The sequence below is a fragment of the Pseudidiomarina sp. genome, from assembly GCF_048268165.1.
GTDB lineage: Bacteria > Pseudomonadota > Gammaproteobacteria > Enterobacterales > Alteromonadaceae > Pseudidiomarina.
This window is the reverse complement of record NZ_JBLWWA010000003.1, coordinates 151,701-177,912: the sequence shown is the minus strand read 5'-3', so window position 1 is coordinate 177,912 and position 26,212 is coordinate 151,701. Positions and strand designations below refer to the sequence as shown.

Below are 26,212 nucleotides of genomic sequence, written 5' to 3'. Positions count from 1 at the left end.
CTGTTTATTTCCTATTTGGTTTTACCGGCGCTTATTTTCAGTAGTCAATAAATAGCCACTACCACGCTTGGTTACCGGTATTAAATTCTTTTAAATATTCGGCGACGACCAAATGATTGATATAACGTGAGGCATCGGCGTTGAGTTTAATGTTTTGTTCTTTCATAAAGCGCGCGATCACGAGCGGCATCATCTGACGCTCGAAGTAATTTTCGTTATGAAGCACTTGGCTGTTGTTGAGTACCTGTTCGTCAGCATCTTGCTTCACGCCCGCTAGGGCTTCAAATATTTTACGCTCGGACTCGCTGATATCGCATTGGCTCCGTTGGCGCTCTTGCAGGCGCTTGTGAATACGCGTGTATTTAGTATCGCCGAGGTACTTTTGCCTTAGCAGGTTGTTTTCGCGGTTTAGCTCTTTGACATGGTCATGAATTTTATTCAGGGCATCAATATTGGCAACCATTTCGTCTTGCGTGACTTCGCTTAGGTTTTTCTTCTTAAACAGTCGCTCTAATTCTTCTTTTAAGCTAATAAACCGCGGATCTTGCTGGTCAAAGTTACTTGCTAAGGCTTCGCGTGTTTGGCGCAGGGTGTTTTTAAGCTTGTCGGCAAGTACCAGTTCTTCTTCGCCAATTTTAACAAACTTAAAAATAATGTCTTCCAAGGCACGGTTAAGCAGTGTTGACGTGTCTTGGCCGCTTTCTAAATCATTTTTAAGGTTGAGTAAGTCTAGGTGGTTGCTGGTTTCACGGTAAAGCACATTGAGTTTGGCAAAGTCCAGTTCATCCAGAAAGTCATAATCACCTTGCAAGCGGATCAAATTATACAGGCTGCGAGCATCGGCGAGGGCCTTTTTCAACGTTAAAACGGTATCACGGTCTTGAATTTGGCTGATTTGGTTGCAAAACTCTTCCATGTTGTCGGTATTAAAACGAAACAGAACGTCTTTGATATGCTCAATTTATTGTACGATCTCTTCTTGAGATTTAAATAGGTGTGAGTAATGCTCCATCTCATCGCCTAACTCCGACTGTAGCTCTTCAAAATAGGCTTTGTTCGTTGCATCAAATTCTTGTCGAATATCGGCAAAATCTACCACATAGCCATAGCGGAAATCTTTGTAAGTACGGTTTACCCGAGTGAGCGCCTGTAGCAGGTTATGTTTGCGGATTACGCGGCCAAGATAGAGTTTTTTAAGGCGCTTCGCGTCAAAGCCGGTGAGTAGCATGTTGTATACAAACAAAAAGTCGATTTTACCAGCCTTGAAATCTTCAACCCAGTCTTTACGCTCTTCTTTGGTGCCTATGTCATGAAGAATTAGTGCGGCACTTTTTACCTTATTCGACTGTTGACCAAAGTCTGCGTAAGTGACTGGCGGCGCTTCGGCCGCTTCTAACATTTCTGAGCGTTGGTCTCCATATTTTTGCGGTAAGATAGGCGCTTTTGCATATTTCAAATTGAAAATATCAAACATCTGTTTGGCTTGGTCTGAACTATCACAGATGACCATCCCGCCAATGCTAGAATCGTTCAAAGCACCTCTGCTTTTTTCAAAGTCATTCACAATATAAGCTAGCATGGGCTCTACAAAGCTTGGGTGAGCGTATATTAATTTACGGTCCACATCTCCCATTTGGACTTCGGCTTCTTCAAGGGCTTGCTGTAGTTCGATTTTGTACTGTGTGCTGATTTCTTCGCGAATTAAGCGCAAAGTGTAACCATCGGCTATTGAAGCATTGTAATAGTACTTGTGAATGTATTCGCCAAACAACGCTCGCGAGTTGTAGTCATCACCCAATAATGGTGTACCAGTTAAGCCAATTTTGATGGCGTTTTTGTCTGATTGACTTAAATTCGCTAAAAAGCTGCCTTTGGGATTGTAGCTGCGATGCACTTCGTCTAAAAAGTAGACGCGCTGTATTGCGACGTTGTAGTCATTGGTACTAACCACATCCGGATCATCTTTAAACTTTTGAATGTTAACCACAGTAATTTCTGGTTTCCCAGAATGGTTATGGATCACCTGTGTGGCTTTAATATCACGTGTAAACGCATCACGTGAATTAATGATATGCACGGTTAGGCCACGCCCAGTGAACTCCCGTTGTGCTTGTTGTAGAAGGTCTAATCGGTCAACGATAAAGTAAAACTTTGGAATTATCTGTTGTTTTTGGAAGTAGTCGGTTAAATAGCGAACACTATAAAAGGCTAAAGCGGTTTTACCACTACCTTGAGTGTGCCAGATTATGCCCTTTTTGATACCTTCGCTTAGTTTGCGCTCAATGGCCTTGGTTGCGAACAACTGCGGGTAACGCATGATATGCTTTTGTAAGCCATCTGATTCCGTTACATAAGCTAATGCATAACGAAGAATAAAGGCGAGGCGTTCGCGGCTTAGCAAAGAGGTACAGATTCGGTTTGTCGGGCGTTCAGGTTGCTTGTTAGTTTGAAATTCTGGGTTACTGCGGATTACTTCCAGGTTATTGTCTTTTAGGACTTTTAGCTCCTCATCATCCGATACCGGCTTAAGTAACGCTGTTAAATTTAAAATTTCTTCCTCGCGGAAATAGTTAAAAACAGGTTTGTGATACGAGCTACTCGCATAAAAGGCTCCTTGCACGGGTTCAGGGTCGCCGTCGTCGTACTCCATGTTATTGGAGAAAATCATAAACTGGGTGATGTTGGCGAAACGCTTGAACTTGGGGTTTTGAAAACGTTTATTGATGCGGTCACGCTCGGCCAGAATACCTTCGCGGTTATTGGGCTTTTTCACCTCAATAAACACCAGCGGCATTCCGTTAATCAACACAGTGATATCTGGGCGGAACTCTTCATCACCATTCTGACAAGTCAGCTCGGTTACAACATGAAAACTGTTATTTTTGAAATTCTCGAAATCGATCAGTTTGGTGTTTGAACGTTCAGACAATCGCTCAAAAAAAGCACGACCAAGGTCTTCGTTATCAAGCAGTAGTTTGACATCGTCGAATAAACGGCCTACTTCGGCATCTTCAATACCGGGGTTAATTTTTCCAATAGCCGCTTTGAATAAATCCGGGAAGATATTGGTATCTAAGTCCCAGGTTTGACCCTTGAGTGATAGATACCGATAGCCTAAGCGCATCAGGTGCAGTATTGCTGGTATTTTGACCCGGCTATCCTCATTGAATTTATTCGTATTGAAGGCCATGACATTCCTTGTAATCGTTTTTATTCGGGGTCTGTTCAAGCAAATTGCTTCACGCGCATATTAATAGTTTCGACTAGGATATTAAAATCCCGTGTTTCCGCCTAAGAGATTTCCATACTATAACGATAAGTAAACAATTATGGTAATAATCTGACTCGCATTTGTCAGGTTGTCGCACAACGACTTGCGACTTAACTCTGCAGACATTTGAGTGTCTAAAAGGTAATCTGCGATAACTACGAATGTTATGAGAGGGATATCGATGTTTGAAGTTGGGAAAAGTTACCGACGTGCAACTGATATACATGAGCAGTTTGGAGGTCAGCAACGGGGCGGCATAGCCACACCAAAAGGCCACCGAGCTGTCTTTTTGTTTACTTCTCCTGGTGGCGAAGAACATGGGTATATCGATGGCTTTGTAGGTGGGGTTTTCATGTATACCGGCGAGGGGCAGGTCGGTGATATGAAAATGCAAAAAGGGAATTTAGCGATAAGAGATCACCAAACGAACGGGAAAAAGCTGTATATATTCGAAAAGCAGGACTCAAAAAGCCCATTTGTCACTTTTGTCGGCGAGGCAGAGTGTATCGACTATCACGAAGAGAAGAGGCCTGATCGAGATGGTAACCTAAGAAACGCTTTTGTATTCCATCTTGCTGTTGATTCGATTCTTGATAAAGAACAAGTTCATGAACCTAAGAAGATATATGGCGATTACACTGATACCAAGTTGAGAAACTCTAGTTTGAAAGAGTTGAGAGAGCTTGCACTTGCGGCAGCATCAGTCTCACCTGACCCAACGCCAAAAGAGCGAGCTTCGATCACTCAGCTTCGTTCAGAAGCGATAAAACAATATGTGCTGAAACGTTCAAAAGGAATCTGTGAGGGTTGCGGAGAACCGGCGCCTTTTGAAACAAAGGCAGGTCCATTCCTTGAATGCCATCATATGACGCGCTTAGCCGATGGTGGCCCTGATCATCCTGAGAATGTAGTTGCCGTTTGCCCGAATTGTCACCGGCGGGCTCATTACGCGACGGATGGAAAAGAATACAATCAGATTTTAAAGGATAAGGTAAGCCTCATTGAGGCTGAACTTGCTCTATAAAGCATTCTAATTTGGTGACAATAGTGGTGACTAATCAAGTTGAGTTTAAAGCATTTATTATGTTTATCAATAGTATGGGTTATTTATAAATATTCAGATCCAAAACATCGAATAGCCACCACAACTCCTCCGCACGCAAGTGTTGCCGCTGTCAATCTGCTTATTCGGCTCATACATTGAGCCGAATAAGCACGATAAACAGCTCATCAGCCACACTGATACAAAAACTTACACACTAAAATTGAGCATTCGTGCGCACCTCCCTATGATGAATCAAATAAAATCAATAACGAGGCAATCCATGCACACCAACGAACTCAAAGTGAAGCTCTATGAAGGCCTTGTGCTGCTGGCGCTGCACGATGAAAAAGGCACTACCGAGGGCTGGTACGTTGAGTACAGTGTGGCTGCTGCAGTGTTGGCGGAATTGCTGTTGCTTAATCGTATTCGCGTGAACCGCGGCAACAAAGACAAAGTTGAAGTGCTCGATGCATCACCAACCCACGATGCGGTGCTGGATGAAGTTTTGCAAAAAATAACCGATAAAAAGCGCCCCGACACGCTTAAAAATTGGGTGATGCGTATTGGCCAGATCCCTAAGCTCAAGCACAAAGTTGCAGAGCAACTGGTAGCCGACGGCATTATTAAAAGCGACGAAAAGAAAATTTTGTGGCTGTTTACCCAGAAAATCTATCCAGAAGTTGACCCTGAACCAGAGCGCCATTTGCGCCATGAAATGCGCCGTTTAGTGCTCGACAAACCGCTTGAGATTGACCCGCGTGTGGCGCTAATGGTCGCGCTTGCGAAAAGTGCTCATGTGCTGAACGATGTGTTTAGCAAAGAGGAATTGAAAACCCACAAGGCGCGCATTGAACAAATTTCCAAAGGCGAAGAGCTCGGTGCGCTGACAGACGATGTGATCAATGCGGTGCAAGCCGCCATCATGGTCGCTGTAATGTTGCCAGCAATCATGGCCGCCACCACGGCGTCCACATCTAGCTCCAGCAGCTGTTAACCGAGATATCATATTTTATTAAGCTTTAACGAGAGCTCAAAGCCACAGGCGTGTGCATACTTCAAAAGCGTTGACCAGCTTGGGTTTGAGTTGCCATGCTCTAGACGGCTTATATTACTTTTTTTCGTTCCCATGCGCTCGGCCACTTGCGCCTGGGTGAAGCCAGATTTCGAACGCATAGTAAGTAGTTGATCAATCAGATTGAACTCGCATTCAAGCTTCTCATATTCAGCCTTTACTTTGGGATTACTTAAAGCGCGCTTTTTTAATTGTTGTAAGCTCATTCTTTGGTTACCTTTTTTCCTTATCTACACCTTTATAAAAACTGATTTTCCATGTCATCAGGTAACTCTCCGTGTTATCAAATATGATAACCTCGTAAATCTTGATTGTCTAGTTTATATACAGTTCAGATATGAGCCATTTTCTAACTAAGAATCTAACCAACAGCAGAAACCTCGATTTATTGAACAGTTCCAGCTAACACCTTGCCGCAGAGTTGCGGCGATTCACCCCAAGCCCAGCTGCGTAAATAGACCACTTAGTTAGTATGGTGCTAAGCTAAGGTCACTATAACAATAAGGAGACAACCGATGTCTGATTTAAAAATGAAGCATTTAGCATTAGCGGTGACGCTAGCGCTGAGCGCAGCGGCATGTTCTGATGCGAAGAAACCTGAAGCGACAGCGCCTGTCGCAGAAAGCCAAACGGCAACGACTGATCAAGCCGTTAGCCAAGCTGAAATTCAGGCGGAATCAGAAAAAGCCAACAAGCTGTTTGAAGACATTTTCATGGAAAATGTTATGCGCAGCCCAATGTACCAGTCGTACTTGGGTATCAAGCAAGACCAAGACAAGTGGGACGATATTTCTGAGCAACGCGCTGAAGAAGATTTAGCCCTGCAAAAAGAACAGCTGGCGCGCGTTATGGAAATTGACGAAGCCAAGTTGAATGATCAAACCAAGGTGAGCTGGTTACTAATGAAGCAAAATTTGGAGCAAGAGATTGCTGACTTCAAATGGCGCCATTATAACTATCCGGTAAACCAAATGTTCGGCATGCACTCAAGTGTTGCGTCGTTGCTTATCAATCAACACCGCATTAGTGAAGTTGCCGACGCTGAAGCCTATGTTGCGCGTTTAAATGGTTTACCAGAATTGTTTGCGCAACTGAGCGAGAACTTAAAAATTCGTGCTGAGAAGGGCATTATCGCACCGAAGTTTGTGTACCCGTATGTTATTAGCGACAGCCGAAACATCATCTCGGGTGCGCCGTTTGAAGACGGTGAGCCAAGCGTTTTCCTAGACGACTTCACCAAGAAAGTGGATAACCTCGACATTGATGAAAACCAATACAACGCACTGATGAGTGCTGCTGAACAAGCTTTGGTTGAATCCGTTAAGCCAGCCTATGAGAGCTTGATTAGCACGGTTGAAGACATTGCCGCGCAAGCTGACACCAAAGACGGTGCCTGGAAATTCCCAGACGGCGAAGCCTTCTACAATAACGCATTGCAACGCACCACCACCACCGACTTGACCGCTGAAGAAATTCACGAAATTGGTTTAAGCGAAGTGGCGCGTATTCACGACGAAATGCGTGTCATCATGGAAAAAGTAGGTTTTGAAGGTACCTTGCAAGAGTTCTTCGTGCACATGCGTAACAACCAAGACTTTATCTACCCTGACACTGCCGAAGGCCGTCAACGCTATTTAGATGAAGCCACTGCGCTTATCGACACCATGCGCGAGCGCTTAGACGAGCTGTTTATCACCAAGCCAAAAGCCGACATGATTGTGAAAGCGGTTGAACCTTTCCGTGAGAAGTCAGCTGGCAAGGCGTTCTACCAGCAACCGTCAATGGACGGCACACGTCCTGGCGTTTACTACGCGAACTTATACGACATGGCATCTATGCCAACTTACCAAATGGAAGCCTTGGCTTACCACGAAGGTATTCCGGGTCACCACATGCAAATTGCTATTCAGCAAGAGCTTGAAGGCATTCCGTCGTTCCGTAAGTTTGGTCGATTCACCGCATACAGCGAAGGTTGGGGACTGTACACCGAGTTCTTGCCAAAAGAGATTGGCTTCTATGAAGACCCATACTCTGATTTCGGCCGTTTAGCGATGGAACTTTGGCGTGCAGTGCGCTTAGTGGTTGATACAGGTATTCATGCGAAGAAATGGACGCGCGAAGAAGGTATCGATTTCTACGTAACCAACACGCCAAACGCTGAAGCGGATGCGAAGAAAATGGTTGAGCGTCATATCGTTATGCCAAGCCAAGCTACAGCTTACAAAATTGGTATGCTGAAGATTCTTGAGCTACGTGAAAAAGCCAAAACTCAACTGGGTGATGCGTTCGATATTCGTGAGTTCCACGACGCCGTGCTAAAAAATGGTCCAGTGCCGTTGAATATTCTCGAGCAGTTTATTGATGAGTACATCAGCGAGACTAAGAACGCCAGCTAATATTACTTTTTTAAAGGGTATTAGTTCCTAGTTTCGAAATAAAAACAGCCGCTCAGTTGTATCAATTTTGACGCAACTGAGCGGCTTTTTGTTTCCTTCACCGCGGAGGCTTCTATGTGCGGAAGGCTCAATGTTGTTACTGACCCGCTGTGCCGGTTGGTAACCGAACAGCTTGGCCTGAAATTTCATGCGCCGACCAATCACGACTTGCGCCCCACCCAGCAAGTCGAAGTGATCACCACAACCCAGCGTCACGATTTGTTGCATCAACTCAGCACAGAATGGGGTATTCAACCGAGTTGGGCAAACCGTATATTGATTAATGCACAAGCTGAAACGGTTGCGACCAAACGCACCTTTCAACTAGCGTTTAAGCAGCACCGTTGTGTGGTGCCTTGTAGCGGTTGGTATGAATGGCAGCAACAAGAAGGGCAATCGCGCAAAACCAAGTACTTATTCAGCGAGGCAAACGGTCAGCCGTTGTATATGGCTGGTATTTACTTCCCACATGTCGACTCGCGCGCGCAACTAGTGACCTTGACCACGGCGCCGACTGAACAATGCGCTGAGTTTCATCATCGCATGCCGCTGCTCATTCGCCCGAATGAAGTCGGATTTTGGCTCAACAGCGAGGCTGAGGCGTTAACGCCCCTGCTTGGAGCTCCCGAAGATATCGTTTTGAACATTTCCAAAACCTAGTTATTTAAGTTAGTAGCTTAACGTCAACACCAGCCGTCTAGCCCCACCATGGTCGCGATGTTCGCCCAAATACACGCCTTGCCATGTGCCAAGGTTCAAACGACCTGCGGTTACCGGAATGCTAACGGAGCTGCCAAGTATGCTGGCTTTAAGATGTGCTGGCATATCATCTGGGCCTTCATAGGTATGGCGATAGTATGGCGCATTCTCAGGCACCATCTTATTGAAATGGCTTTCAAAATCTTGCCGCACCGTTGGGTCAGCATTTTCGTTTATGGTGAGCGATGCTGACGTATGCTGAATAAAGACATGAAGTATTCCAGCCTCAACCTTACTTAGTTCAGGTAACCCGTGTTCAATTTCGTCGGTAATCAAATGAAAGCCGCGAGGTTGAGCTTTTAACGTAATAACTTTCTGAAAAACTGCCATGATATCGAAGATAGCTGTTAGGTGATGGGTTTAGCTTAATGCTAATCTATGGTTTATGAAAATCATTAAAGCACATAAAGTCACATGAAAATATATGTAGATGCGGACGCGTGCCCAACCGTGATTAAAGACATTTTATACCGTGCGGCAGAGCGCAGGCAGCTTTAATTAATCTTGGTGGCGAATGAGCTCGATAAAATTCTGGCGAGGAGTTCGAGATGAAAATTACCCCAGGTAAATATCAGCACTATAAAGGCCCTATGTACGAGGTCGTTGATACCGTGCGCCATTCTGAAACTGAAGAGTGGATGGTGCTGTATCGGCCGTTATACGGCGACGAGCAAGGGCTATGGGTACGCCCGTATGACATGTTTTTGCAGTCAGTCAGCGTAGATGGCCTAGAGGTACCGCGCTTTAAATACTTAGGCGAAGAGTGGGGTGACGAGCAGGAGGTTTCAGAATGAGATATTTATTCGTTGTCTGTGCTTTATTGCTTACCGCCTGCGCCTCGCCGACGACCACCAGTGTTATTGGTACGAAGCGCGCAGCCATTGCACCTGAGCAGGTTACCGTTTACTTGCAAGAGCCCGAGAATTACGAAGCCATAGCTTTTATCACCGCTACTAGCGATGCGTCGTTTAGCATCGGTGATGAAGCCAAAATGGAAGCGGTGTTGCGACGATTAAAAGAGGCAGCTGCAGCGGTTGGCGCCAATGGCGTGTTGCTGCGCACAACCGGTGAACGCCAAGACGATTCAGTTCACGTTGGCACAGGCATTGGCCGTAGCACCGGCAATTTAGGTTTTGGCATCAGTCTAGGAAAGTCGTTCGGCCTCACGGATAAAACTGCCGAAGGCGTCGCAATTTACGTTCCAAAGCCTGTTACGGACTGACGCCAGGCGTCATCTCTTGCCACAGTTGAATCGGGTTGCCTTCTGGGTCAGCGAGGCGCGCAAAACGCCCGTTGGGGTGGGTTTCCGGGTCAACTTCAACCTCAATGCCAGCTTGGCGTAATTGCGCCACCATGGCGTCAAGATCGCGCACGCGAAAATTGAACATAAACTGCTGATCGTCCGCACCAAAATAACTGGTTTTCGCATTAAACACGCCAAATACGGTGCTACCGCCAGCTTGCACCCACGGCTGCTCTTCGTAGGTGGTGGGTGTTTGCTTCACGCCGAGGTGTTCTTCGTACCACTTGGCTAATACGGCTGGGTTTTCCGCTTTAAAAAATACGCCGCCAAAACCAAGTACGCTTTCGCGTTCAGCTGCCATAGCAGAGCCTAGGCTTACGAATAAAATAAAAATAATGACTACGTGTTTCATGGTTTTTCCTATGTGCGTGAAAGCGTTTTAATTAAGTGCCATCCGAACTTGGTTTTTATGGGGCCATGCACTTCCAGCGTGGGCTTACCAAATACTACTTTGTCAAACGCCGGTACCATTTGGCCACGTCCAAATTCACCCAAGTCGCCACCTTTTTTGCCTGAAGGGCAAAGCGAATGCTTCCGCGCAAGGTCACCAAACTTTTTGCCTGAAGCGAGTTGCTTTTTCAACGCTTCGGCTTCTTCCTGAGTTTTCACCAAAATGTGTAATGCGTGGGCGCGTGCCATGAATTTCTACCTTAATTAATTTGCCAGTAAAACATACGTGATTCTTTATTCAGTGCGTATACGGTGGTTGCTTGGTCGCAAGCGCGCTCGGCAGCACCATAGCACACGTGCAATGGTAATAAATGTTCTTCGCGCGGATGGCAAAAGCGCGCATGGGGAGCTTGTTTCCAGTTAATCAGCAACTGTTGGCGTTCTGGCTCTGAAATATCCGTTGCACTGCAGGTGTGCTGCAGCCACGCTTGAAACTCGGCATTTTTATTATCGGCATCGCTGGTATCGGGCGCAAAAAACGCGCGCATGTTGTGAAACGAGAAACCAGAACCAAGAATCAATAAGCCGTCGTGGTCAACTGCTTGTAGCGCCTTACCTAGTTTAATGTGCGCTTCAGCATTTAATGTGTTTTGCAGCGATAATTGAACGCACGGAATATCGGCGGCTGGATACATAATTTTCAACGGTACAAACAGGCCATGGTCAAACCCGCGTTGGGGTTCACCGACAGCTTTCAGACCTTGGTTGGTTATTGCACTAAGCACTTTTTCGGCGAGCTCGGGGGCGCCAGGGCTTGGATACTGAATAGTGTAAGACTCAGGCGGGAAACCGTAATAATCATAAATGAGCTCAGGTTGCGATCCCGTAGTTACGTGGGGTACGTCGGTTTCCCAATGCGCGCTGACCACGATAATCGCTGTGGGTTTTGACATGCGGGTAGCAGCTTTGCGCAGCGCATTGTTCAAATCGTCGTGGCTTCGGTCACCAAGTAACGGTATGGGTCCGCCACCGTGAGCAATATACAAGATTTGTTTCACCTATGAATCTCCTTATCGATGCACTTGTTGACCGGTGGATTTAGACTACACTTTGTAAATTCTGTTGAAGCGGTAAAACAGGCCATATCAAAGAGATAATACAACAAGGAACTCAACATGCGAACTTCATTACTCCTTCAAGCCACTATTGCCAGCCTGCTGCTTGTGGCGTGCAGTAAGCCAGCGCCAGAGCCAACATCATCAGCTGCGGAGCCTGTGCAGCAAGCCGCGTCAGAAGTGACGGTGCCGCAATACAGTGCCGAAACCTTTTTCGATACCACCACGCTGTATGGTTCATCCATTAATCATGACGGTACCGCAGTACTGGTAACCAGTGACGCATCTGGTATTTATAATGTTTACAGCTACCCCGTAGACGGCAGCGAACCGACCCAGCTTACTAATTCAACCACCAACGCCATTCGCGGCATTAGTTGGTTTCCAAAAGACAATCGTTTGTTGTACACGGCCGACCAAGGCGGTAATGAGCTAAACCATGTGTATGTGCGCCTTGAAGATGGCACCACGCAGGACTTAACACCGGGCGAAGACTTGAAAGCCATGGTGGCCGGATGGCATGAAGACGACACGCACTTTTATGTGATGACGAACGAGCGGGATAACCGTTATTTCGATTTATACCGCTACAGTGCTGACGATTTTAGTCGCACCATGGTGTTTGAAAACAACACGGGTTTCAACATTGAATCAGTAAGCCCTAATGGGCAGTATTTGGCACTCAGCCGCACCAACAGCAATGCGGACTCCGATCTGTTTTTAGTGGATTTGCAGGCGGACACGGTTGAACCGAAACTACTGAACCCAACCGAAGGCGCTATTCAACACAGTGCATATACCTTCACGGTTGACAGCAACAAGCTCATTTACGGCACCGATGGCCAAGGCGAGTTTTTTCAAGCCTGGGAGTATGACATCGCCAGCGACACCCACAGTGAGCGCTATGCCGCAGATTGGGATGTGTCGTTCTTGTACTTCTCAGAGTCTGGTCGCTATCAGGTGGTTGGTGTCAACGCCGATGCACGCACAGAACTGAGTATTTTGGACCAGAGCACCGGTAAGCAAGTGCAACTTCCGGAACACCCACCGGGTGACTTGCGCGGCGTGAATTTCTCCGATGACGAATCAACCATGGTGTTTTATGTGAATTCGGATGTGTCGCCTTCAAACCTGATGGTATGGCAGGTCGGTAGTGATTCAGTGGTGCAGCTTACCAATACACTGGCTGAAGGTATGAACCCTGAGCACCTGGTGCAAAGCAGCGTGGAGCGGTTTGAAAGCTTTGATGAGCTGAGCGTACCGGGTTTGCTGTATAAACCGCATCAGGCCAGCGCCGATAATAAGGTGCCCGCAATTATCTTTATTCACGGTGGCCCGGGTGGGCAAACGCGTCAGGGTTACAGCGCGATGGTTCAGCACTTGGTAAACCACGGCTACGCGATGTTTGGTGTGAATAACCGGGGGTCGTCGGGGTACGGTAAAACCTTCTTCCATTTAGACGATAAACGTCATGGCGAAGATGATTTGCAAGACATTGTTTACGGCAAAAAATACCTGCAAACGTTGGACTGGGTCGACCCTGATCGCATTGCAGTCATGGGTGGCAGCTATGGTGGGTATTTGACCATGGCGGCGTTGGCATTTACCGATGAATTCGATGCCGGTATCAATATCTTTGGTGTCACCAACTGGGTGCGCACACTGGAAAGTATTCCACCATGGTGGGAAAGCTTCCGTCAGTCGTTGTACGACGAATTGGGTGACCCTGCGGTTGATGGTGAGCGCTTACGCGCAATTTCGCCGCTGTTCCACGCCGACCGCATCAAAGCCCCTGTGTTAGTTGTTCAAGGCGCCAATGACCCGCGTGTGCTGCAGGTTGAAAGCGACGAAATGGTCGAAGCGATTCGCGCCAACAATGTGCCAGTGGAATATGTGTTATTTGATGACGAAGGCCACGGTTTTGCCGTTAAAGAAAATCGCATTGAAGCGCAAGAAGCCTATTTGAAGTTCTTAGAAACTTACCTTCAAGAATGAGCTTGTTGGTCGAAACCGTTGCGTAAAGGAGCTATCTAATGATTAGAAGCTTAAAATGTGTGTTTGTGCTGTTATTGGCGTTGATGTGTTTGTTTTATGCATCACAAAATATCGCAAACATTGATGCCTGTTACAGCGCCATAGCGTATGTTTTGTCAATGCAAGAGCATGCGGTTTATCCAAACTCCATTATGCCCGAAGTGACCGCTTCGCCGTTAGTTTGGACGGCTGTTTTGGTGATTATTGCAACCGAAATATTGGCGGGTATTGTGTTGCTAAAAGGCTGTTGGGACATGTGGTCGGTGCGGCAGGCAAAGGCTGCGACATTTAATGCATCGAAGAAGTATGCATTGGTCGGTGCAAGCATCGGAATTATTGTGTGGTTTGGTTATTTTGGCGTATTTGGTGGTGCCTTACTACAAATGTGGCAAACCCAAGCAGGTGCAATGTCGTTAAATGGCGCATTTCAGTACTTCGCCAGTTGCGTGTTTATATGGCTGCTTGTAAATACCGCAGATGTTTAAGAAATGAAGGGGGCAGTCCCAGGACTGCTCTTTCTTCTCAGCTTTCAAGCTCAAGCATAAAAATTAAGTTGCGCTGAGGGTCGGTGCCCAGCTAAAGCTAATTCCAATTGTTAAAAAATCAAGATAAAATGTAAAAAAATTAGGCGATTTCTACACATGAAGTATTGGCGAAAGTACCACCCCGATATCGACGCAGCCGATCCGCGCTATAACCAAGTTTCGCTTATTTATAGCGTGCTACTTATCATGGTGGCTTACTTTGGCATTATTGGGGTGCTGAATATCACCTTGTTCGATGCTGCGGATATCGCTTTTTACGACTTCATTGGCCTTGCTCTCGCTGTTTCTATCTATCTTTTCGTAAGCCGTGGCGGTAATTTCCGGGTGGCCAGCTGGGCCGTTATGGCCACCTTAATCATTATTCTTTTCGCGTTTGTGCACCTTGCAGAAGGCCGTAATTATTCGCTGTTATGGGCAACCATGCTGCCACCCATTGCGTTTTTCTTATTAGGCCGTAGCGGTGGTAGCTGGATTAGCGGTTTGGTTTTTCTTTATTTCAGCTGGTATTTGTACCAATTGTTAAACCAAGGGGTTACAGCAAACCTCTCACTAGGCGCCTTATTTAACTTTGTTGAAGTGGCCACGGCGCAAATATTCTTATTTCGCTTTTATGAGCGCTCCCGTCAAGAAGCCTATGAACAGCTGCAAAAAACCTCAATTACAGACCCATTAACGGGCGTGTTTAACCGTCTATATTTAGACAATACCCTGAAAAAAGTTCTGTCGTTGGCCAGTCGCAACAAGCAGCCCGTTTCGGTGTTGCTGCTTGATGTGGATCATTTCAAGCGCATTAATGATGAACACGGACACTTAGTGGGTGACTTGGTGTTAGTTGCGCTGTGCAAAGTATTAGAAGAGGCAACCCGTGAATCCGATTCGGTTGGGCGTTGGGGCGGCGAGGAATTTTTAGTCATTTGCCCGAATACCGACAAGGCGCAAGCCAAGGCCTTAGGTGAACGCATTATTGAAAAGGTTCGCGAAAAGGCTGTTAATGGCGGTATTCACGTCACAGTAAGTATTGGTGCGGCAACGTTCAGTCAAGTTGATGAAAAGTCGGTTGAACGCTTGTTGCAGGTTGCGGATAACAACATGTACAAAGCCAAAGCGGCTGGCCGCAACCAAGTGGTTAGCACCGCATTGGTGACCAGTTAGCTTGGCCGCTTACTCAATGTTCACCCGAATGATGAACTTGAGGAATGAAAATGCTGCCACCAAAAACAACCACAAAAAGATCAAGCTTTCGTCATGTGCAAGCTTGGTCCAAATGCTGTTTTTTAACATGATGTCTTCTGACTTATAGCGTTGTATGACACCCACATCGCCTTTGCCGTTGTAGGTGATGTTGATGCCTGGGTTCTCATCGATATAGATAAATCCAGAACTTTGCACCGAAGGTTCTTTAATAAAGAACTTGTCACCCAACTCTAACGGGTACGGATCTGTCTGATAATACTGCCGTGAAAGTGCGCCCTTGTCGGAAATAGTAACAGACCCCTTGTGAAGTATGGGTTCACGCACTGAAGCTTCTTTTACCTCACCGCCTACTGTCATAATACCGTCAATGGGTAAGGTGTAGCTTTGTGTGTTTGAAGCTGACAGTTCAAAGGCTTCGCAGTCACTAAGTTCAATGCGTTCGTTGCTGTCGGTGAGCAAATAGCCAACCGGTGCTAGCGAATCTGAACTCAATGTAATCCAAAGAGGCCCCGACCCAACGCGTTCAATATACATTGATGTGTCACGCGCAATGCGCAGCTCACCACTCATGCTGGATGTCTCGCTTCCACAGGCCGCATAACGTTTTGCAGACTCTAAGCGCCATGGCACAAAGGCACTGTCTTGGTATGAATCGATGGTGATAATTTCAGAGTTAGCCGTGACGTTGTAGAGGGTGTCAGGGGTTGCTAAAAATCGCGCTGAAATGAATAGAATATAAAGTAACAGTAGCCAAAACAGCCCAACCAATACATGAATGAATAACTTAAATCGGCTAAGAGAAATACGGTCGCGAAACTCAGTCGCGGTATAGGGCAAATCCTCATTGGTTAAGAAAATACCCAGCAGGGCCTTGGCGCACTTTTGGAAGAAGCGTTTAATTTTGGATAATGCCATTAGTAAAACTCGATAAGTTCATCTGGAATGGCGCGCAGGTTGCGGCGTTTAATAATAACGCGCTGCAGTTCTTCGGCCATAACATCAGTGATTAAACATTCTTTGTCATACGAAACACGGTAGTTGCTGCGTAGGTCTTGGCACTTAACTGCTGCGCCGGGCTGCTTGTCACTTTTGAGCAGCGGCGTTGCAATATCGCGTCGTGCGTTACTGCGTACAAAAATAGAAATGGCATTGAGAGAATTGGGCTTGCCCCATGCGCTGATCAAATAGTCGCCGTTTAGCTGTGCGCAATTCGGCTGTGCGGAGGTTAATAATCCGAGTTCGCCGGCGGAGAAATCTTTCAGTTCAGCAGTGTATTTAGTGGGGAATTCAATTGGCACAACCCCTTCAACGTGTTCGGTAAAGGTATACTGATATTGGGATTTGTAGCGGCCGTCGGCACTACTCACAAACACGCAAACCGAACCCAAGTAGGCACGCGGAAAGTAGATATGCGGCGTAATTTCGAAATTTACGTCCGTGAACTGAAGCCCTTTTAAGAACTGCCCCGATACCTTCACGGTGTCGCTGTATGACTCGCTGAATTCACTAACTTGATTGGCATTGGCAGTATTGCTGACAATACTACCAAGCAAATGGGTTGAAAATGCTAGCCATAGACCCATGGCGAAAATGTGTTTAGTCATAATCAAACAACTTAAAGTAGAAAGTTCCATGCCGTTGCAAGCCGGTAATACGGATGATGTGCACGTCGGACGAGAGCGGCGTGAATACAAAGCGACTGTTATTGCGTGACCAGAAGTCATTGGAATAGCGAACTTCGCCGGTTTCATCGACAAGTTCAATCAGAAACTTAGTATTGGGTGATTGCGATTCAAGTTTGAAGTCGATAGGAGCGTTAGCAGTCATCATCATGCGGTACTCTGCAACCGCGTTGTCCGCAATTTTGTTGGTGACGATGTCGCCCGCCGCAACGACATTTTGTGCGCCGGTTAATGCAGCATCTGTGTTCCATTGGCTTACATTGATATCGGTTTGTCCGTAACGCTGAATGCCTATCAACCTTATTGTATATTCGCCATTTTGCTGAGGCGTAAAGGCAAAGGTATAATTGTTATTCGACCAGAAATCATCTTTGTATAGAGCATTGCCTTCGCTGTCGATGATGTGAATCGCGTATTTAAATTCATTACCTTTTACCTCATTGAGAGAGAGTTCTATCGGGCTATTTGCTTCGCCATGAAATTGGTATTCAGAGATTGCGTCCGGGGCAATTTTGACACTGATGTTGTCGGGCATTTCAAGTTTATTTCCGACACCGCGTAACTCAGCATCAAACGAAAAATCATTCATTTTGACGTCAAATTCACCAAAGCGTTGTAGGCCGACCAAGCGGACAGTGAATTCATCGGTTCGCGGTGGTGTGAACGCAAAACTATAATTATTGTTACTCCAGAAATCGTCATCAAATAATTCATTCTCGCGTTTATCCAGAATCTGAATTGCGAATTTCATCTCATCAGCATCGACGCCGGTGAGCACGAATTCTACTGGGCTGTTTTCCAGCATTTTGACGCTGTAATCTTTGATCTGGTTGGTCGCTAAACGCCCTGTTAGGTGCGAATTTGTGGTGGTTTCGGCGTCGTCTTCAGCAGCTTTATCAGGAGTATTCTCAGAGGCTTCTTCATTGCTACTGATATCAAAATGTTCGTTCAGCATTGCTGTTAATGCATCGGCGCGATAAACAATACCGCCTGCGTCGTCCACCTCAAGCAAAACTCCCGCCGCCTGCCCGGCAACGAATAGAATACTGCCGCTATAACCTTGCTTAAACGGCTCATCGGCACGTTCGGGTTTGATCGCTAAAAACTCACTGTCATCCACAGCGCTTATGACTATTTTCGTTTGCAACACGCTGCCGTCAGCCAGTCGAGTTTTTAAAACACCGTTTTGGTAAACGCCAAGCAATTTGTTTAAATCACTCACCTGCAAAAAGGTATTGCGGTTGCATTGCGCTGCCGGAATATCAGCTTTCAAAATGGCCATGTCCACATCGAAAACATGCGCAACGTCGGCCGTGTGATATTGGCGCGTGGGTAACATTACGTTAGCAGATGTTGCGGTGCCCATGACATGATTTGGAGTTAATACGTAACACTGGTCGTCAACAAGGTAGTTAAACCCTTGCCCAACATTGAAATCTGCAGAAACCAGCACATCTGAGGCAAGTGCTGGGGTAGTCAAACAGCATGAAAAAACAAAAAATGATGCAACAGTGCGATTTGTGAATAGCTTCATAACGTTTTTATTATTGGGAGTTTCCCCATTTATAGTATTCTTTGTTAGCCAGCGTCAACAATTTTGAAACAACATGGGCACCTTAACGGGTACCAAAAATCTTGTCGCCTGCATCACCAAGCCCCGGAACAATATACCCGTGTTCATTCAAGTGAGAATCTAATGATGCCGCGTAAATGTGGATATCTGGATGGGCTTCTAGCACTTTATCCACACCTTCAGGGGCTGCAACCAAAACCAGCACACGAATATGTTCGCAACCGCGCTGTTTAAGCATGTTGAGGGTGGCAATCATCGTACCTCCCGTGGCTAACATCGGGTCAATGACTAATGCCATGCGCTGATCAATGTCACTGACAAATTTCTGGAAATATGGAACCGGCTCTAACGTTTCTTCATTGCGATACAACCCAACAACGCTAACTTTTGCGCTGGGCATCAAGCTCAATACGCCGTCGAGCATGCCAATCCCAGCTCGCAAAATGGGCACAACAGTCATTTTTTTGCCTTTGAGCTTCTGCACGTCAATCGTGGCACCGCTCCAACTAGTAATTGCAACAGATTCCAAGGCAAAGTCGCTGGTGGCCTCATAGGTAAGTAAATTGCCAAGCTCGTTGGCAAGCTCGCGAAAGCTCTTGGTCGAAATTCCGGCTTCGCGCATTAAGCCAAGTTTGTGCTGAACAAGTGGGTGTTTGATGATATGAAGCGGCATAGTGGGGCTCGTTATTAGTTAATCGTTGGTCGTTATTAGTTAATCGTTGGTCGTTATTAGTTAATCGTTAAGATTGTAGCTGGGTTTGGGGTTTGCGTCTTTGTTGCAGGCCATGTTTCTAAACACCATGATTAGACAAGTTAGAATATTCGGGTTATCAAATAGGTGTTCACCCGCTTGAATTGCTAGGGATTAGCTATGACAAAGAAATATAAATCAGTATCGCCTCTAACAAGTAAACCTCTGCGAAACCCTGGCGAATCTCTTGATCACAAGATAATCGACATGCTCGATAAGTCGGTGATTCACGTATTAATAATCACCGTGTTTGTTACGACAATCGCGCAAGCGTGGATAGCTTGGTATCACCAGGAAATAGCTGATCCGGTAGTAGTTTCAATAGTACTCTCACCGGTTATTTTGTTTTCAATTGTGCGTATTTTTTTAGCAGTCCGCGAGTCGAAACGGATCAAGTTAGGGCGTGATGGTGAAAAAGTGGTGGGTCAGTTTCTTGAGCGCTTACGCCTTGATGGCGCTCAAGTATTTCACGACATTGAAGGTGAAAACTTTAATCTTGATCACGTGGTAATTCATCGTTCTGGGGTTTTTGTGATTGAAACAAAAACCATGTCCAAACCCGAAAACGGCAAGTCTGTTTTGTTTTACAATGGCAAACAGATCTTACGCGGCGGTAAACCGATACAGAGTGATGCCGTGACGCAAGTCAAGGCAGCTAGCTCATGGTTGCATAACCTCTTGTATGAAAGCACCGGTAAGCGGTTAGCAATAAAAGGTATTGTTGTGTTCCCTGGGTGGTACGTAAAAACAACGGAACTTGGGAAGTCAGCGGAAGTTTCGGTTTTAAACCCACGTGTATTGCCAAACTATATTGGCAAGAGCAGGCAACAGTTGCGTGAGGATGAGTTGCATATGTGTGCGTACCATTTGAGTCGCTATATTCGAACGAAGTAAGAAAATTATTCATGAATTATGCGGGAAAATAGAAAATCCGATTAATCTAATCGAATCTTCCCGCTATGGTTCGCCTCGCAGAATCGGTTATTTCTACTATAGTCAAAACGACTCGTAGAAAGTCCTTTTTCGGAGGAAGCATCAATGTTTAAGAAATCTATTCCAGTGCTATCTGCAGCCGCGATAGCCGTTACCATGGCGTTTTCGTCAGGCGCAATGGCGCAGCAAAACGAAGCCAAGTCAAAAATGTTTTGGTGGCCAGATCAACTTGATCTCTCACCATTGCGCGACCACGACGTAAGTTCAAACCCGATGGGTCAGAACTTTGATTACGCTGAGGCGGTTCAAAACGTCGACATCGAAGCAGTTAAAAAAGAAATTGAAGCGCTGATGACCAGCTCGCAAGACTGGTGGCCAGCGGATTATGGTCACTATGGTCCATTCTTTATTCGTATGGCTTGGCACGGTGCTGGTACCTACCGTATTCATGACGGTCGTGGCGGCGCAGGTGGTGGTCAGCAGCGTTTTGAGCCGCTTAATAGCTGGCCAGATAACGTTAACTTGGACAAAGCGCGCGCGTTGCTTTGGCCAATTAAACAAAAGTATGGCAACAGCTTATCGTGGGCCGACTTAATGGTTCTAACCGGTAACGTAGCGCTTGAGTCGATGGGTTTCAAAACCTATGGCTTTGCTGGCGGCCGTGAAGACGATTGGGAACCGGACACGGTCTATTGGGGCCCTGAGAAAAAATGGTTAGCAGATGAGCGCTATAGCGGCGATCGTGAACTTGAGCGTCCGCTTGCGGCCGTGCAGATGGGTTTGATTTACGTGAACCCAGAAGGCCCGAACGGTAATCCTGATCCGTTGCTTGCAGCCAAAGACATTCGCGATACGTTCGGCCGCATGGCTATGAACGATGAAGAAACCGTGGCATTGATTGCCGGTGGTCACACCTTCGGTAAAGCACACGGTGCGCATAAGCCTGAAGAATGCTTGGGTGAAGCCCCTGCGGGTGCAGCGGTTGAAGAACAAGGTTTAGGCTGGAAAAACAAATGTGGAAAAGGTCACTCAGAAGACACCATCACTTCAGGTCTTGAAGGTGCTTGGTCAGCGAACCCGACCGCATGGACCATGCAATATTTTGATAACTTGTTTGGCTTTGAATGGGAACAAACACGTAGCCCAGCCGGTGCAATTCAGTGGATTCCAAAAGACGGTCAAGCGTCTAACTTGGTTCCTGACGCGCACATTCCTGGCAAACGCCACGCGCCAATCATGTTCACCACCGATTTGTCGCTGAAGTTTGATCCTGAGTACCGCAAAATCTCAAAACGCTTCCACGAAAATCCAGAAGAGTTCGAGTTAGCCTTTGCGAAAGCTTGGTTTAAATTGACGCACCGTGACATGGGCCCGCGCGCTCGTTATGTTGTGGATACGTCACCCGCTGAGCCATTAATCTGGCAAGACCCAATTCCAGAAATCGATTACGATTTAGTAAACGACCGTGATGTTGCCAACCTGAAGAAGAAAATTTTAGATTCAGGTTTATCAGTGTCTGAATTGGTTCGCACTGCTTGGGCATCTGCAGCTAGCTTCCGTGGTACGGATATGCGTGGCGGTGCAAACGGTGCACGCATTGCATTAGCACCGCAAAAAGATTGGGCGGTGAACAATCCAGCGCAGCTACAGAAAACCTTAGCGACCTTGGAAAAAGTTCAGAAAGACTTTAACCGTTCGTTACCACGCGGTAAGCGTGTTTCACTAGCTGATGTCATTGTATTAGGCGGTTCAGCGGCAATTGAAAAAGCGGCGAAAGATGCAGGCTACTCAGTATCTGTACCATTTGCTGCAGGTCGTAACGACACCACGCAAGAATGGACTGACGACTCGTTTGATGTATTAGAGCCGAAAGCGGATGGCTTCCGGAATTACTACACACAAGACGTGAAAATGTCTCCGGCAGAAGCATTGGTTGAACGTGCTGACTTGCTTACCCTCACGGTGCCAGAAATGACAGCATTGGTAGGTGGTATGCGCGCTCTTGATGCAAACTACGGTGGTGCAGATCACGGTGTATTCACCAAGCGCCCTGGCCAGTTAACCAACGACTTCTTCGTGAACTTGTTGGACATGGGTACCGAGTGGACACCAGCGAAAGACCAAGCGGGTGTGTACGAAGGTCGTGACCGCAGCTCCGGTGACCTGAAGTGGACGGCAACGCCTGTTGATTTGATCTTCGGTTCAAATTCAGAGTTGCGCGCGATTGCTGAATTCTATGCGCAAAGCGATTCGGACGAGCGTTTCGTTCAAGACTTCGTTGATGCATGGGTGAAAGTAATGCGCCTTGACCGCTTTGATTTGAAATAATTAAGATGTTTTTGAAAAGGGGGCCACTGGCTCCCTTTTTTTATGGAATAAAAAAGTAGAGTATTATTTATTATTCTATAATATCGAATTTAATGTTTATTTTTATCCATTTTTATAAAATCATATCTCTGACTATACTATCTCCAACGACATGATGCGGTGGTCGTTGCGACCCGTAAATTAATTTGGAGATAAAATCATGAAAGAACTATTCAAGAAGTTAACGGCAACAGATGCCGGAATCGGCGCACTTGTTTTGCGCGTTCCAATAGGCATTATTTTTATTGCACATGGTGCTCAGAAGTTGTTTGGTTGGTTTGGCGGCTATGGCCTGGAAGGCACGGGCGGTTGGATGGAGAGCATAGGTTTAGCACCGGGCGTGCTGATGGCATTTTTAGCCGGCGCAGCTGAGTTCTTCGGCGGCATTGCTTTAGTTCTGGGGTTACTCGTTCGTCCAGCAGGCGCAGTATTGAGCATCGCGATGCTAGTGGCCATTTTTTCGGTTCATATCGGTAATGGACTCTTCATGAGCAACAATGGCTATGAATTTGGTTTATCCTTACTCGCTGCAAGCGCTGCTTTGATTTTCACTGGAGCCGGTAAAGCTTCCGTTGATGCTTGGCTGCAGCAGAAACTAGCATAGTATTAACACGGAGATTCACCCATGGCGCGTTCTACCATTGAGCAATGGCGTATGTTTAAAGCAGTGGCAGATTTTGGTGGCTTCCAGCAAGCCGCTGACCATGTTCATAAAAGCCAGTCAACGGTGCACCATGCGGTGAATAAGCTTGAAGAGCAACTGGGCGTTCAGTTAATTGAAGTCACGGGGCGAAAAACGCACGTTACACATGCGGGTACCCAGTTGCTGCGTCGTATAAACTACCTGCTGGCGGAAACCGAGCGTCTGGAAAACGTCGCTCAAAATTTGAAGCAAGGCGTTGAATCAAAACTCGCCATTGCGGTTGACGAAGCTTTTCCGAAAGATGTGCTTTATCAAGCGCTCGCAGAAGTTTCAAATGAGTATCCGTTGGTGCATCTTGAAGTAATAGAAACTATTTTGACGGGCGCCAATGAGTTACTTAACAAAGGCATGGCCGAAATTGCTTTGTCGCCGTTTACGCTGGCCAATGAACTCAGTGAAGACCTCTGCCAACTTGAGTTTATTGCAGTATGCGGGGCAAAACATCCGCTCGCGCAAAAAAAGAATGTGACCCCCGATGACCTAAAGCAACATCGGCAAGTGGTGTTGCGTGACTCGGGTTTAGAAAAGAAAACCGACATAGGCTGGTTGGGCTCTGATCAGCGCTGGACAGTCAGTCACTTATCAACCTCGATAGAGCTCATTCAAAAGAATTTGGGCTTCGCTTTCGTACCACGGCGCGCCATTGCAGATGCCTTGCAGTACGGTTTGTTGGTCCCCATTCAACTCACTCGCGGTGGCACGCGTACAACCAGCTTCTATTTAAATTTTCGTGATGCTGAAGCGCTAGGGCCTGTAGCCCGCAGTTTCATTGGTCACGTGAGATACTTAACCACATAAATAAAGCTATTGCGAATCATTCGCATTTGCATTAGGATCGCCCCCATAATCTGTTTAATTCAATTCACAGGGGTATGGACGTGATCAAATTTTCCGCAGTAACTTCCGCATTAATTTTAGCTGGCATTCCAGTTGCCAACGCAGCAGCAGCTGAGCCACAAACCACCGAAGCTATCGAGCGCCTTGAAATTCGAGGTGAACAACAAAGTGGCTATCTTGCTAACGATCAACAGTCGGCCAGCAAGTTGGATATCAGCGTAAAAGAAACGCCTCAAACGGTTACTGTGATTACACAGGAAAAAATCCGCGATTTTGCTCTGAACGATCTCAATACAATTCTTGAAAACTCTGCCACGATTAATGTTGAACAAGTGGAAACTGACCGCACCTATTACACGTCACGCGGCTTTGAACTGAATAACTTTCAGGTTGATGGCCTCGGTTTGCCACTTATTAACAGCAATACCCATGGGCGGGTTGACTCGGCGCTGTATGAGCGCGTTGAAGTGGTGCATGGCGCCAACGGGATTATGACTGGCGTGGGAAGCCCTTCAGCCACAGTCAACTTGGTGCGCAAGCGGCCCACCTCTGAAACCAAAGGTGCGGTAACTGCAAGCTTGAGTTCGTGGTCTGGAAAACGTGTTGAAGGCGACTTTTCCGGAGCGTTAACGGACTCATTGCGTGCGCGTATTGTGGTTGTTGCAGATGACCGCGCGTCTTATCTTGATCGTTATGAAAATACCTCAAACGTCTTCTACGGTGTACTAGACTACGCACCATCATCAGACACCTTAATTACCCTTGGCCACAGTGAGCATCGCAGTGATACCGATGGCAACATGTGGGGTGCATTAACGCTGCATTACGGCGATGGCACACCAACTGATTTCGACAGTTCAGTAAATATTGCGGCCGATTGGTCACGTTGGAATGTCAAAGAAAGCCGAAGCTTTGTCGACGTCGAGTCAGCCCTAACCGACAATTGGACATTACGCATGGCATACAACCGTGTGCGCACTGATGAAGATAGCCTGCTGTTCTACACCTACTTACCTGATCCTGCGACCGGGCTCGACCCGGAAACGGGGCTGGGGCTACTGGGATACGGCAGTGAATATGATTTAGATGATAAACAGGACATGTTTGATGCGTATGTTAGCGGCACGTTTCAACTTGGCGGCTATGAGCATGAATTGGTTATAGGCGCAAATTACGCGCGTTTAGATTACATCGACACCTCGCTGTACGATTTCCACACTGGCAATGGCTTCCCAGCGATGCCAGCGCTCGAAGACTGGAACGGCAACACGCCATTGCCTGAGTTCACCGACGGTTTGGCGGGCAGTGTGATTGATAACACGCAAAAAGCCATTTATGCACAAACCCGCTTAAGCTTAAGCCAGGACACCAAGCTGTTGTTAGGTGGGCGCTTTAACGAATTCACCACTGAAGGCGTGGGGTATGGGGTTGATCAGTCGCGCGATGATGCTGAATTTATTCCTTATGTGGGCTTAACTCACAACCTGAGTGATGCCACCACGGTGTATGCGTCCTATACCGAAACGTTTCAGTCACAAAACCTGCGCGATCGCGACTTTAATCGCCTGCCGCCACTGACTGGTGAAAGTGCTGAGGTGGGTGTGAAAATGGAATTGTTCAATGGTGGCGCGTTGCTTTCAGCAGCTTATTTTGACGTGACGCAAAAGAACCTCGCGGTTGGTGATGGCACGGTGACCAATCCGAATACCAACGCACCCGAAACCGTTTATCGCGCCGCCGATGGGGTGACCAGTAAGGGGGTTGAAGTGGAGTTGTCGGGCGAAATTGCGCCTGGCTTGCAAGGCAGTATTGCTGCCTCATCATTTGAACTGGACGGCGATGCAACGGTTGAAGAATATACGCCAGAAAACCTATTCCGTGCTGCACTGACGTACCGCCCAGCTTTTGCTGAGCAGTTAAAACTTGGTGCGAGTTTCCAATGGCAAGACACCATTTCGCGCATACAGGGAACCGTTGGGGAGAGCTATAGCAACGCCGGTAACACCATTGTCACCACACAAAGTGCCTATGGCCGCTTGAATCTGATGGCCGGTTATCAAATCACCAGCGCCGTGAGCGTGACGTTGAACGCCAACAATGTTACCGACAAGAAGTACATCAACAGCTTATTGTGGCCAACTCAAGGGTATTACGGTGCGCCGGCCAACTACTCAGCAACTTTGAACTGGACATTTTAAGGTTT

Annotated in this window: 25 protein-coding genes and 1 pseudogene; 15 read left to right on the top strand and 11 right to left on the bottom strand. The window is 46.8% G+C overall.

Features of this window, described 5'->3' with window-relative positions:
• Window positions 1-58: 58 nt before the first annotated feature.
• Window positions 59-916 (bottom strand): hypothetical protein, encoded by an 858-nt coding sequence (locus ACN0UY_RS09145; RefSeq protein WP_417666412.1) that lies wholly within the window; start codon window positions 914-916, stop codon window positions 59-61.
• Between the two features lie 45 nt (window positions 917-961).
• On the bottom strand, window positions 962-3,190 hold the full coding sequence (locus ACN0UY_RS09140; RefSeq protein WP_417666410.1) for a type I restriction endonuclease subunit R: 2,229 nt from the start codon (window positions 3,188-3,190) through the stop codon (window positions 962-964).
• A gap of 262 nt (window positions 3,191-3,452) precedes the next feature.
• On the opposite strand from ACN0UY_RS09140, the gene ACN0UY_RS09135 reads away from it, so the two are divergent.
• Together ACN0UY_RS09135 and ACN0UY_RS09130 are read left to right on the top strand one after the other, a co-directional pair.
• Window positions 3,453-4,295: an HNH endonuclease gene (locus ACN0UY_RS09135; RefSeq protein WP_417666408.1), complete on the top strand. Its 843-nt coding sequence runs from the start codon at window positions 3,453-3,455 to the stop codon at window positions 4,293-4,295.
• Window positions 4,296-4,596: 301 nt separating this feature from the next.
• Window positions 4,597-5,310 carry a GOLPH3/VPS74 family protein gene (locus ACN0UY_RS09130; RefSeq protein WP_417666406.1) on the top strand — a complete coding sequence of 238 codons (714 nt, stop codon included), beginning with the start codon at window positions 4,597-4,599 and terminating at the stop codon, window positions 5,308-5,310.
• A gap of 8 nt (window positions 5,311-5,318) precedes the next feature.
• On the opposite strand, the gene ACN0UY_RS09125 is transcribed toward ACN0UY_RS09130, so the two are convergent.
• Window positions 5,319-5,594: a helix-turn-helix domain-containing protein gene (locus tag ACN0UY_RS09125; RefSeq protein ID WP_417666404.1), complete on the bottom strand. Its 276-nt coding sequence runs from the start codon at window positions 5,592-5,594 to the stop codon at window positions 5,319-5,321.
• A gap of 309 nt (window positions 5,595-5,903) precedes the next feature.
• On the opposite strand from ACN0UY_RS09125, the gene ACN0UY_RS09120 reads away from it, so the two are divergent.
• Window positions 5,904-7,784 carry a DUF885 domain-containing protein gene (locus tag ACN0UY_RS09120; RefSeq protein ID WP_417666402.1) on the top strand — a complete coding sequence of 627 codons (1,881 nt, stop codon included), beginning with the start codon at window positions 5,904-5,906 and terminating at the stop codon, window positions 7,782-7,784.
• Between the two features lie 114 nt (window positions 7,785-7,898).
• Window positions 7,899-8,483: an SOS response-associated peptidase gene (locus ACN0UY_RS09115; protein ID WP_417666400.1), complete on the top strand. Its 585-nt coding sequence runs from the start codon at window positions 7,899-7,901 to the stop codon at window positions 8,481-8,483.
• A 9-nt stretch (window positions 8,484-8,492) separates the two neighbouring features.
• Here ACN0UY_RS09115 and ACN0UY_RS09110 read toward each other — a convergent pair whose 3' ends face one another.
• Window positions 8,493-8,912, bottom strand: coding sequence for a secondary thiamine-phosphate synthase enzyme YjbQ (locus ACN0UY_RS09110; RefSeq protein ID WP_417666398.1), 420 nt, complete (start codon window positions 8,910-8,912; stop codon window positions 8,493-8,495).
• An 84-nt stretch (window positions 8,913-8,996) separates the two neighbouring features.
• Here ACN0UY_RS09110 and ACN0UY_RS09105 point away from each other — a divergent pair.
• From ACN0UY_RS09105 to ACN0UY_RS09095, 3 genes and pseudogenes are all read left to right on the top strand, one after another.
• A pseudogene (locus tag ACN0UY_RS09105) lies at window positions 8,997-9,077 on the top strand (YaiI/YqxD family protein); the annotation flags it as partial.
• A 53-nt stretch (window positions 9,078-9,130) separates the two neighbouring features.
• Window positions 9,131-9,376 (top strand): DUF1653 domain-containing protein, encoded by a 246-nt coding sequence (locus tag ACN0UY_RS09100; protein WP_417666396.1) that lies wholly within the window; start codon window positions 9,131-9,133, stop codon window positions 9,374-9,376.
• A complete protein-coding gene (locus ACN0UY_RS09095; RefSeq protein ID WP_417666394.1) occupies window positions 9,373-9,804 on the top strand; it encodes a hypothetical protein in 432 nt (143 codons plus the stop codon). Before ACN0UY_RS09100 ends, ACN0UY_RS09095 begins: the two co-directional genes overlap by 4 nt.
• Here the strand turns inward: ACN0UY_RS09095 and ACN0UY_RS09090 are convergent.
• From ACN0UY_RS09090 to ACN0UY_RS09080, 3 genes are read right to left on the bottom strand one after another with little or no spacing between them, the layout of a single operon-like run.
• Window positions 9,794-10,237 (bottom strand): VOC family protein, encoded by a 444-nt coding sequence (locus ACN0UY_RS09090; protein ID WP_417666392.1) that lies wholly within the window; start codon window positions 10,235-10,237, stop codon window positions 9,794-9,796. The two genes, ACN0UY_RS09095 and ACN0UY_RS09090, sit on opposite strands and share 11 nt — an antisense overlap.
• Window positions 10,238-10,245: 8 nt before the next feature.
• Window positions 10,246-10,524 (bottom strand): peptidylprolyl isomerase, encoded by a 279-nt coding sequence (locus tag ACN0UY_RS09085; protein WP_128352736.1) that lies wholly within the window; start codon window positions 10,522-10,524, stop codon window positions 10,246-10,248.
• A gap of 11 nt (window positions 10,525-10,535) precedes the next feature.
• The gene (locus ACN0UY_RS09080; RefSeq protein WP_417666390.1) at window positions 10,536-11,333 is read right to left on the bottom strand and encodes a DODA-type extradiol aromatic ring-opening family dioxygenase; all 798 of its coding nucleotides are present in this window, start codon (window positions 11,331-11,333) and stop codon (window positions 10,536-10,538) included.
• A 117-nt stretch (window positions 11,334-11,450) separates the two neighbouring features.
• Here ACN0UY_RS09080 and ACN0UY_RS09075 point away from each other — a divergent pair, with 117 nt between their 5' ends.
• The 3 genes from ACN0UY_RS09075 (at window position 11,451) to ACN0UY_RS09065 (ending at window position 15,121) form a co-directional block, all read left to right on the top strand.
• Window positions 11,451-13,385 carry a S9 family peptidase gene (locus tag ACN0UY_RS09075; protein ID WP_417666388.1) on the top strand — a complete coding sequence of 645 codons (1,935 nt, stop codon included), beginning with the start codon at window positions 11,451-11,453 and terminating at the stop codon, window positions 13,383-13,385.
• A 38-nt stretch (window positions 13,386-13,423) separates the two neighbouring features.
• The gene (locus tag ACN0UY_RS09070) at window positions 13,424-13,909 is read left to right on the top strand and encodes a DUF2165 family protein (RefSeq protein ID WP_417666386.1); all 486 of its coding nucleotides are present in this window, start codon (window positions 13,424-13,426) and stop codon (window positions 13,907-13,909) included.
• Between the two features lie 156 nt (window positions 13,910-14,065).
• Entirely contained in the window at window positions 14,066-15,121 is a 1,056-nt protein-coding gene (locus tag ACN0UY_RS09065; protein ID WP_417666384.1) for a GGDEF domain-containing protein, read from the top strand.
• A gap of 9 nt (window positions 15,122-15,130) precedes the next feature.
• Here the strand turns inward: ACN0UY_RS09065 and ACN0UY_RS09060 are convergent, their stop codons facing one another.
• The 4 genes from ACN0UY_RS09060 to upp form a co-directional block, all read right to left on the bottom strand.
• The gene (locus ACN0UY_RS09060; protein WP_417666382.1) at window positions 15,131-16,078 is read right to left on the bottom strand and encodes a hypothetical protein; all 948 of its coding nucleotides are present in this window, start codon (window positions 16,076-16,078) and stop codon (window positions 15,131-15,133) included.
• Window positions 16,078-16,767, bottom strand: coding sequence for a hypothetical protein (locus tag ACN0UY_RS09055; protein WP_417666380.1), 690 nt, complete (start codon window positions 16,765-16,767; stop codon window positions 16,078-16,080). Before ACN0UY_RS09055 ends, ACN0UY_RS09060 begins: the two co-directional genes overlap by 1 nt.
• Window positions 16,760-18,379, bottom strand: coding sequence for a hypothetical protein (locus ACN0UY_RS09050; protein WP_417666379.1), 1,620 nt, complete (start codon window positions 18,377-18,379; stop codon window positions 16,760-16,762). Before ACN0UY_RS09050 ends, ACN0UY_RS09055 begins: the two co-directional genes overlap by 8 nt.
• 82 nt (window positions 18,380-18,461) lie before the next feature.
• Entirely contained in the window at window positions 18,462-19,091 is a 630-nt protein-coding gene (gene upp, locus ACN0UY_RS09045) for a uracil phosphoribosyltransferase (protein ID WP_417666377.1), read from the bottom strand.
• 198 nt (window positions 19,092-19,289) lie between these two features.
• On the opposite strand from upp, the gene ACN0UY_RS09040 reads away from it, so the two are divergent.
• The 5 genes from ACN0UY_RS09040 to ACN0UY_RS09020 all read left to right on the top strand — a co-directional run bounded on the left by ACN0UY_RS09040 (window position 19,290) and on the right by ACN0UY_RS09020 (window position 26,207).
• Window positions 19,290-20,063: a nuclease-related domain-containing protein gene (locus ACN0UY_RS09040; RefSeq protein WP_417666375.1), complete on the top strand. Its 774-nt coding sequence runs from the start codon at window positions 19,290-19,292 to the stop codon at window positions 20,061-20,063.
• A gap of 144 nt (window positions 20,064-20,207) precedes the next feature.
• The gene (gene katG, locus ACN0UY_RS09035; RefSeq protein WP_417666373.1) at window positions 20,208-22,430 is read left to right on the top strand and encodes a catalase/peroxidase HPI; all 2,223 of its coding nucleotides are present in this window, start codon (window positions 20,208-20,210) and stop codon (window positions 22,428-22,430) included.
• Window positions 22,431-22,629: 199 nt separating this feature from the next.
• A complete protein-coding gene (locus ACN0UY_RS09030; protein WP_417666371.1) occupies window positions 22,630-23,073 on the top strand; it encodes a DoxX family protein in 444 nt (147 codons plus the stop codon).
• Between the two features lie 21 nt (window positions 23,074-23,094).
• On the top strand, window positions 23,095-23,970 hold the full coding sequence (locus ACN0UY_RS09025; RefSeq protein ID WP_417666369.1) for a LysR family transcriptional regulator: 876 nt from the start codon (window positions 23,095-23,097) through the stop codon (window positions 23,968-23,970).
• Between the two features lie 80 nt (window positions 23,971-24,050).
• Window positions 24,051-26,207, top strand: a complete 2,157-nt coding sequence (locus ACN0UY_RS09020; RefSeq protein ID WP_417666367.1) for a TonB-dependent siderophore receptor — start codon at window positions 24,051-24,053, stop codon at window positions 26,205-26,207.
• Window positions 26,208-26,212 lie beyond the last annotated feature (5 nt).

Coding starts and splice junctions, on each gene's coding strand:
- katG (WP_417666373.1), top strand. CDS start 20,208: ATGTTTAAGAAATCTATTCCAGTGCTATCTGCAGCCGCGATAGCCGTT.
- ACN0UY_RS09125 (WP_417666404.1), bottom strand. CDS start 5,594: ATGAGCTTACAACAATTAAAAAAGCGCGCTTTAAGTAATCCCAAAGTA.
- ACN0UY_RS09095 (WP_417666394.1), top strand. CDS start 9,373: ATGAGATATTTATTCGTTGTCTGTGCTTTATTGCTTACCGCCTGCGCC.
- ACN0UY_RS09070 (WP_417666386.1), top strand. CDS start 13,424: ATGATTAGAAGCTTAAAATGTGTGTTTGTGCTGTTATTGGCGTTGATG.
- ACN0UY_RS09030 (WP_417666371.1), top strand. CDS start 22,630: ATGAAAGAACTATTCAAGAAGTTAACGGCAACAGATGCCGGAATCGGC.
- ACN0UY_RS09130 (WP_417666406.1), top strand. CDS start 4,597: ATGCACACCAACGAACTCAAAGTGAAGCTCTATGAAGGCCTTGTGCTG.
- ACN0UY_RS09140 (WP_417666410.1), bottom strand. CDS start 3,190: ATGGCCTTCAATACGAATAAATTCAATGAGGATAGCCGGGTCAAAATA.
- ACN0UY_RS09060 (WP_417666382.1), bottom strand. CDS start 16,078: ATGGCATTATCCAAAATTAAACGCTTCTTCCAAAAGTGCGCCAAGGCC.
- ACN0UY_RS09065 (WP_417666384.1), top strand. CDS start 14,066: ATGAAGTATTGGCGAAAGTACCACCCCGATATCGACGCAGCCGATCCG.
- ACN0UY_RS09100 (WP_417666396.1), top strand. CDS start 9,131: ATGAAAATTACCCCAGGTAAATATCAGCACTATAAAGGCCCTATGTAC.
- ACN0UY_RS09050 (WP_417666379.1), bottom strand. CDS start 18,379: ATGAAGCTATTCACAAATCGCACTGTTGCATCATTTTTTGTTTTTTCA.
- ACN0UY_RS09055 (WP_417666380.1), bottom strand. CDS start 16,767: ATGACTAAACACATTTTCGCCATGGGTCTATGGCTAGCATTTTCAACC.
- ACN0UY_RS09115 (WP_417666400.1), top strand. CDS start 7,899: ATGTGCGGAAGGCTCAATGTTGTTACTGACCCGCTGTGCCGGTTGGTA.
- ACN0UY_RS09090 (WP_417666392.1), bottom strand. CDS start 10,237: ATGAAACACGTAGTCATTATTTTTATTTTATTCGTAAGCCTAGGCTCT.
- ACN0UY_RS09145 (WP_417666412.1), bottom strand. CDS start 916: ATGGAAGAGTTTTGCAACCAAATCAGCCAAATTCAAGACCGTGATACC.
- ACN0UY_RS09025 (WP_417666369.1), top strand. CDS start 23,095: ATGGCGCGTTCTACCATTGAGCAATGGCGTATGTTTAAAGCAGTGGCA.
- ACN0UY_RS09085 (WP_128352736.1), bottom strand. CDS start 10,524: ATGGCACGCGCCCACGCATTACACATTTTGGTGAAAACTCAGGAAGAA.
- ACN0UY_RS09110 (WP_417666398.1), bottom strand. CDS start 8,912: ATGGCAGTTTTTCAGAAAGTTATTACGTTAAAAGCTCAACCTCGCGGC.
- ACN0UY_RS09135 (WP_417666408.1), top strand. CDS start 3,453: ATGTTTGAAGTTGGGAAAAGTTACCGACGTGCAACTGATATACATGAG.
- ACN0UY_RS09075 (WP_417666388.1), top strand. CDS start 11,451: ATGCGAACTTCATTACTCCTTCAAGCCACTATTGCCAGCCTGCTGCTT.
- ACN0UY_RS09120 (WP_417666402.1), top strand. CDS start 5,904: ATGTCTGATTTAAAAATGAAGCATTTAGCATTAGCGGTGACGCTAGCG.
- ACN0UY_RS09040 (WP_417666375.1), top strand. CDS start 19,290: ATGACAAAGAAATATAAATCAGTATCGCCTCTAACAAGTAAACCTCTG.
- upp (WP_417666377.1), bottom strand. CDS start 19,091: ATGCCGCTTCATATCATCAAACACCCACTTGTTCAGCACAAACTTGGC.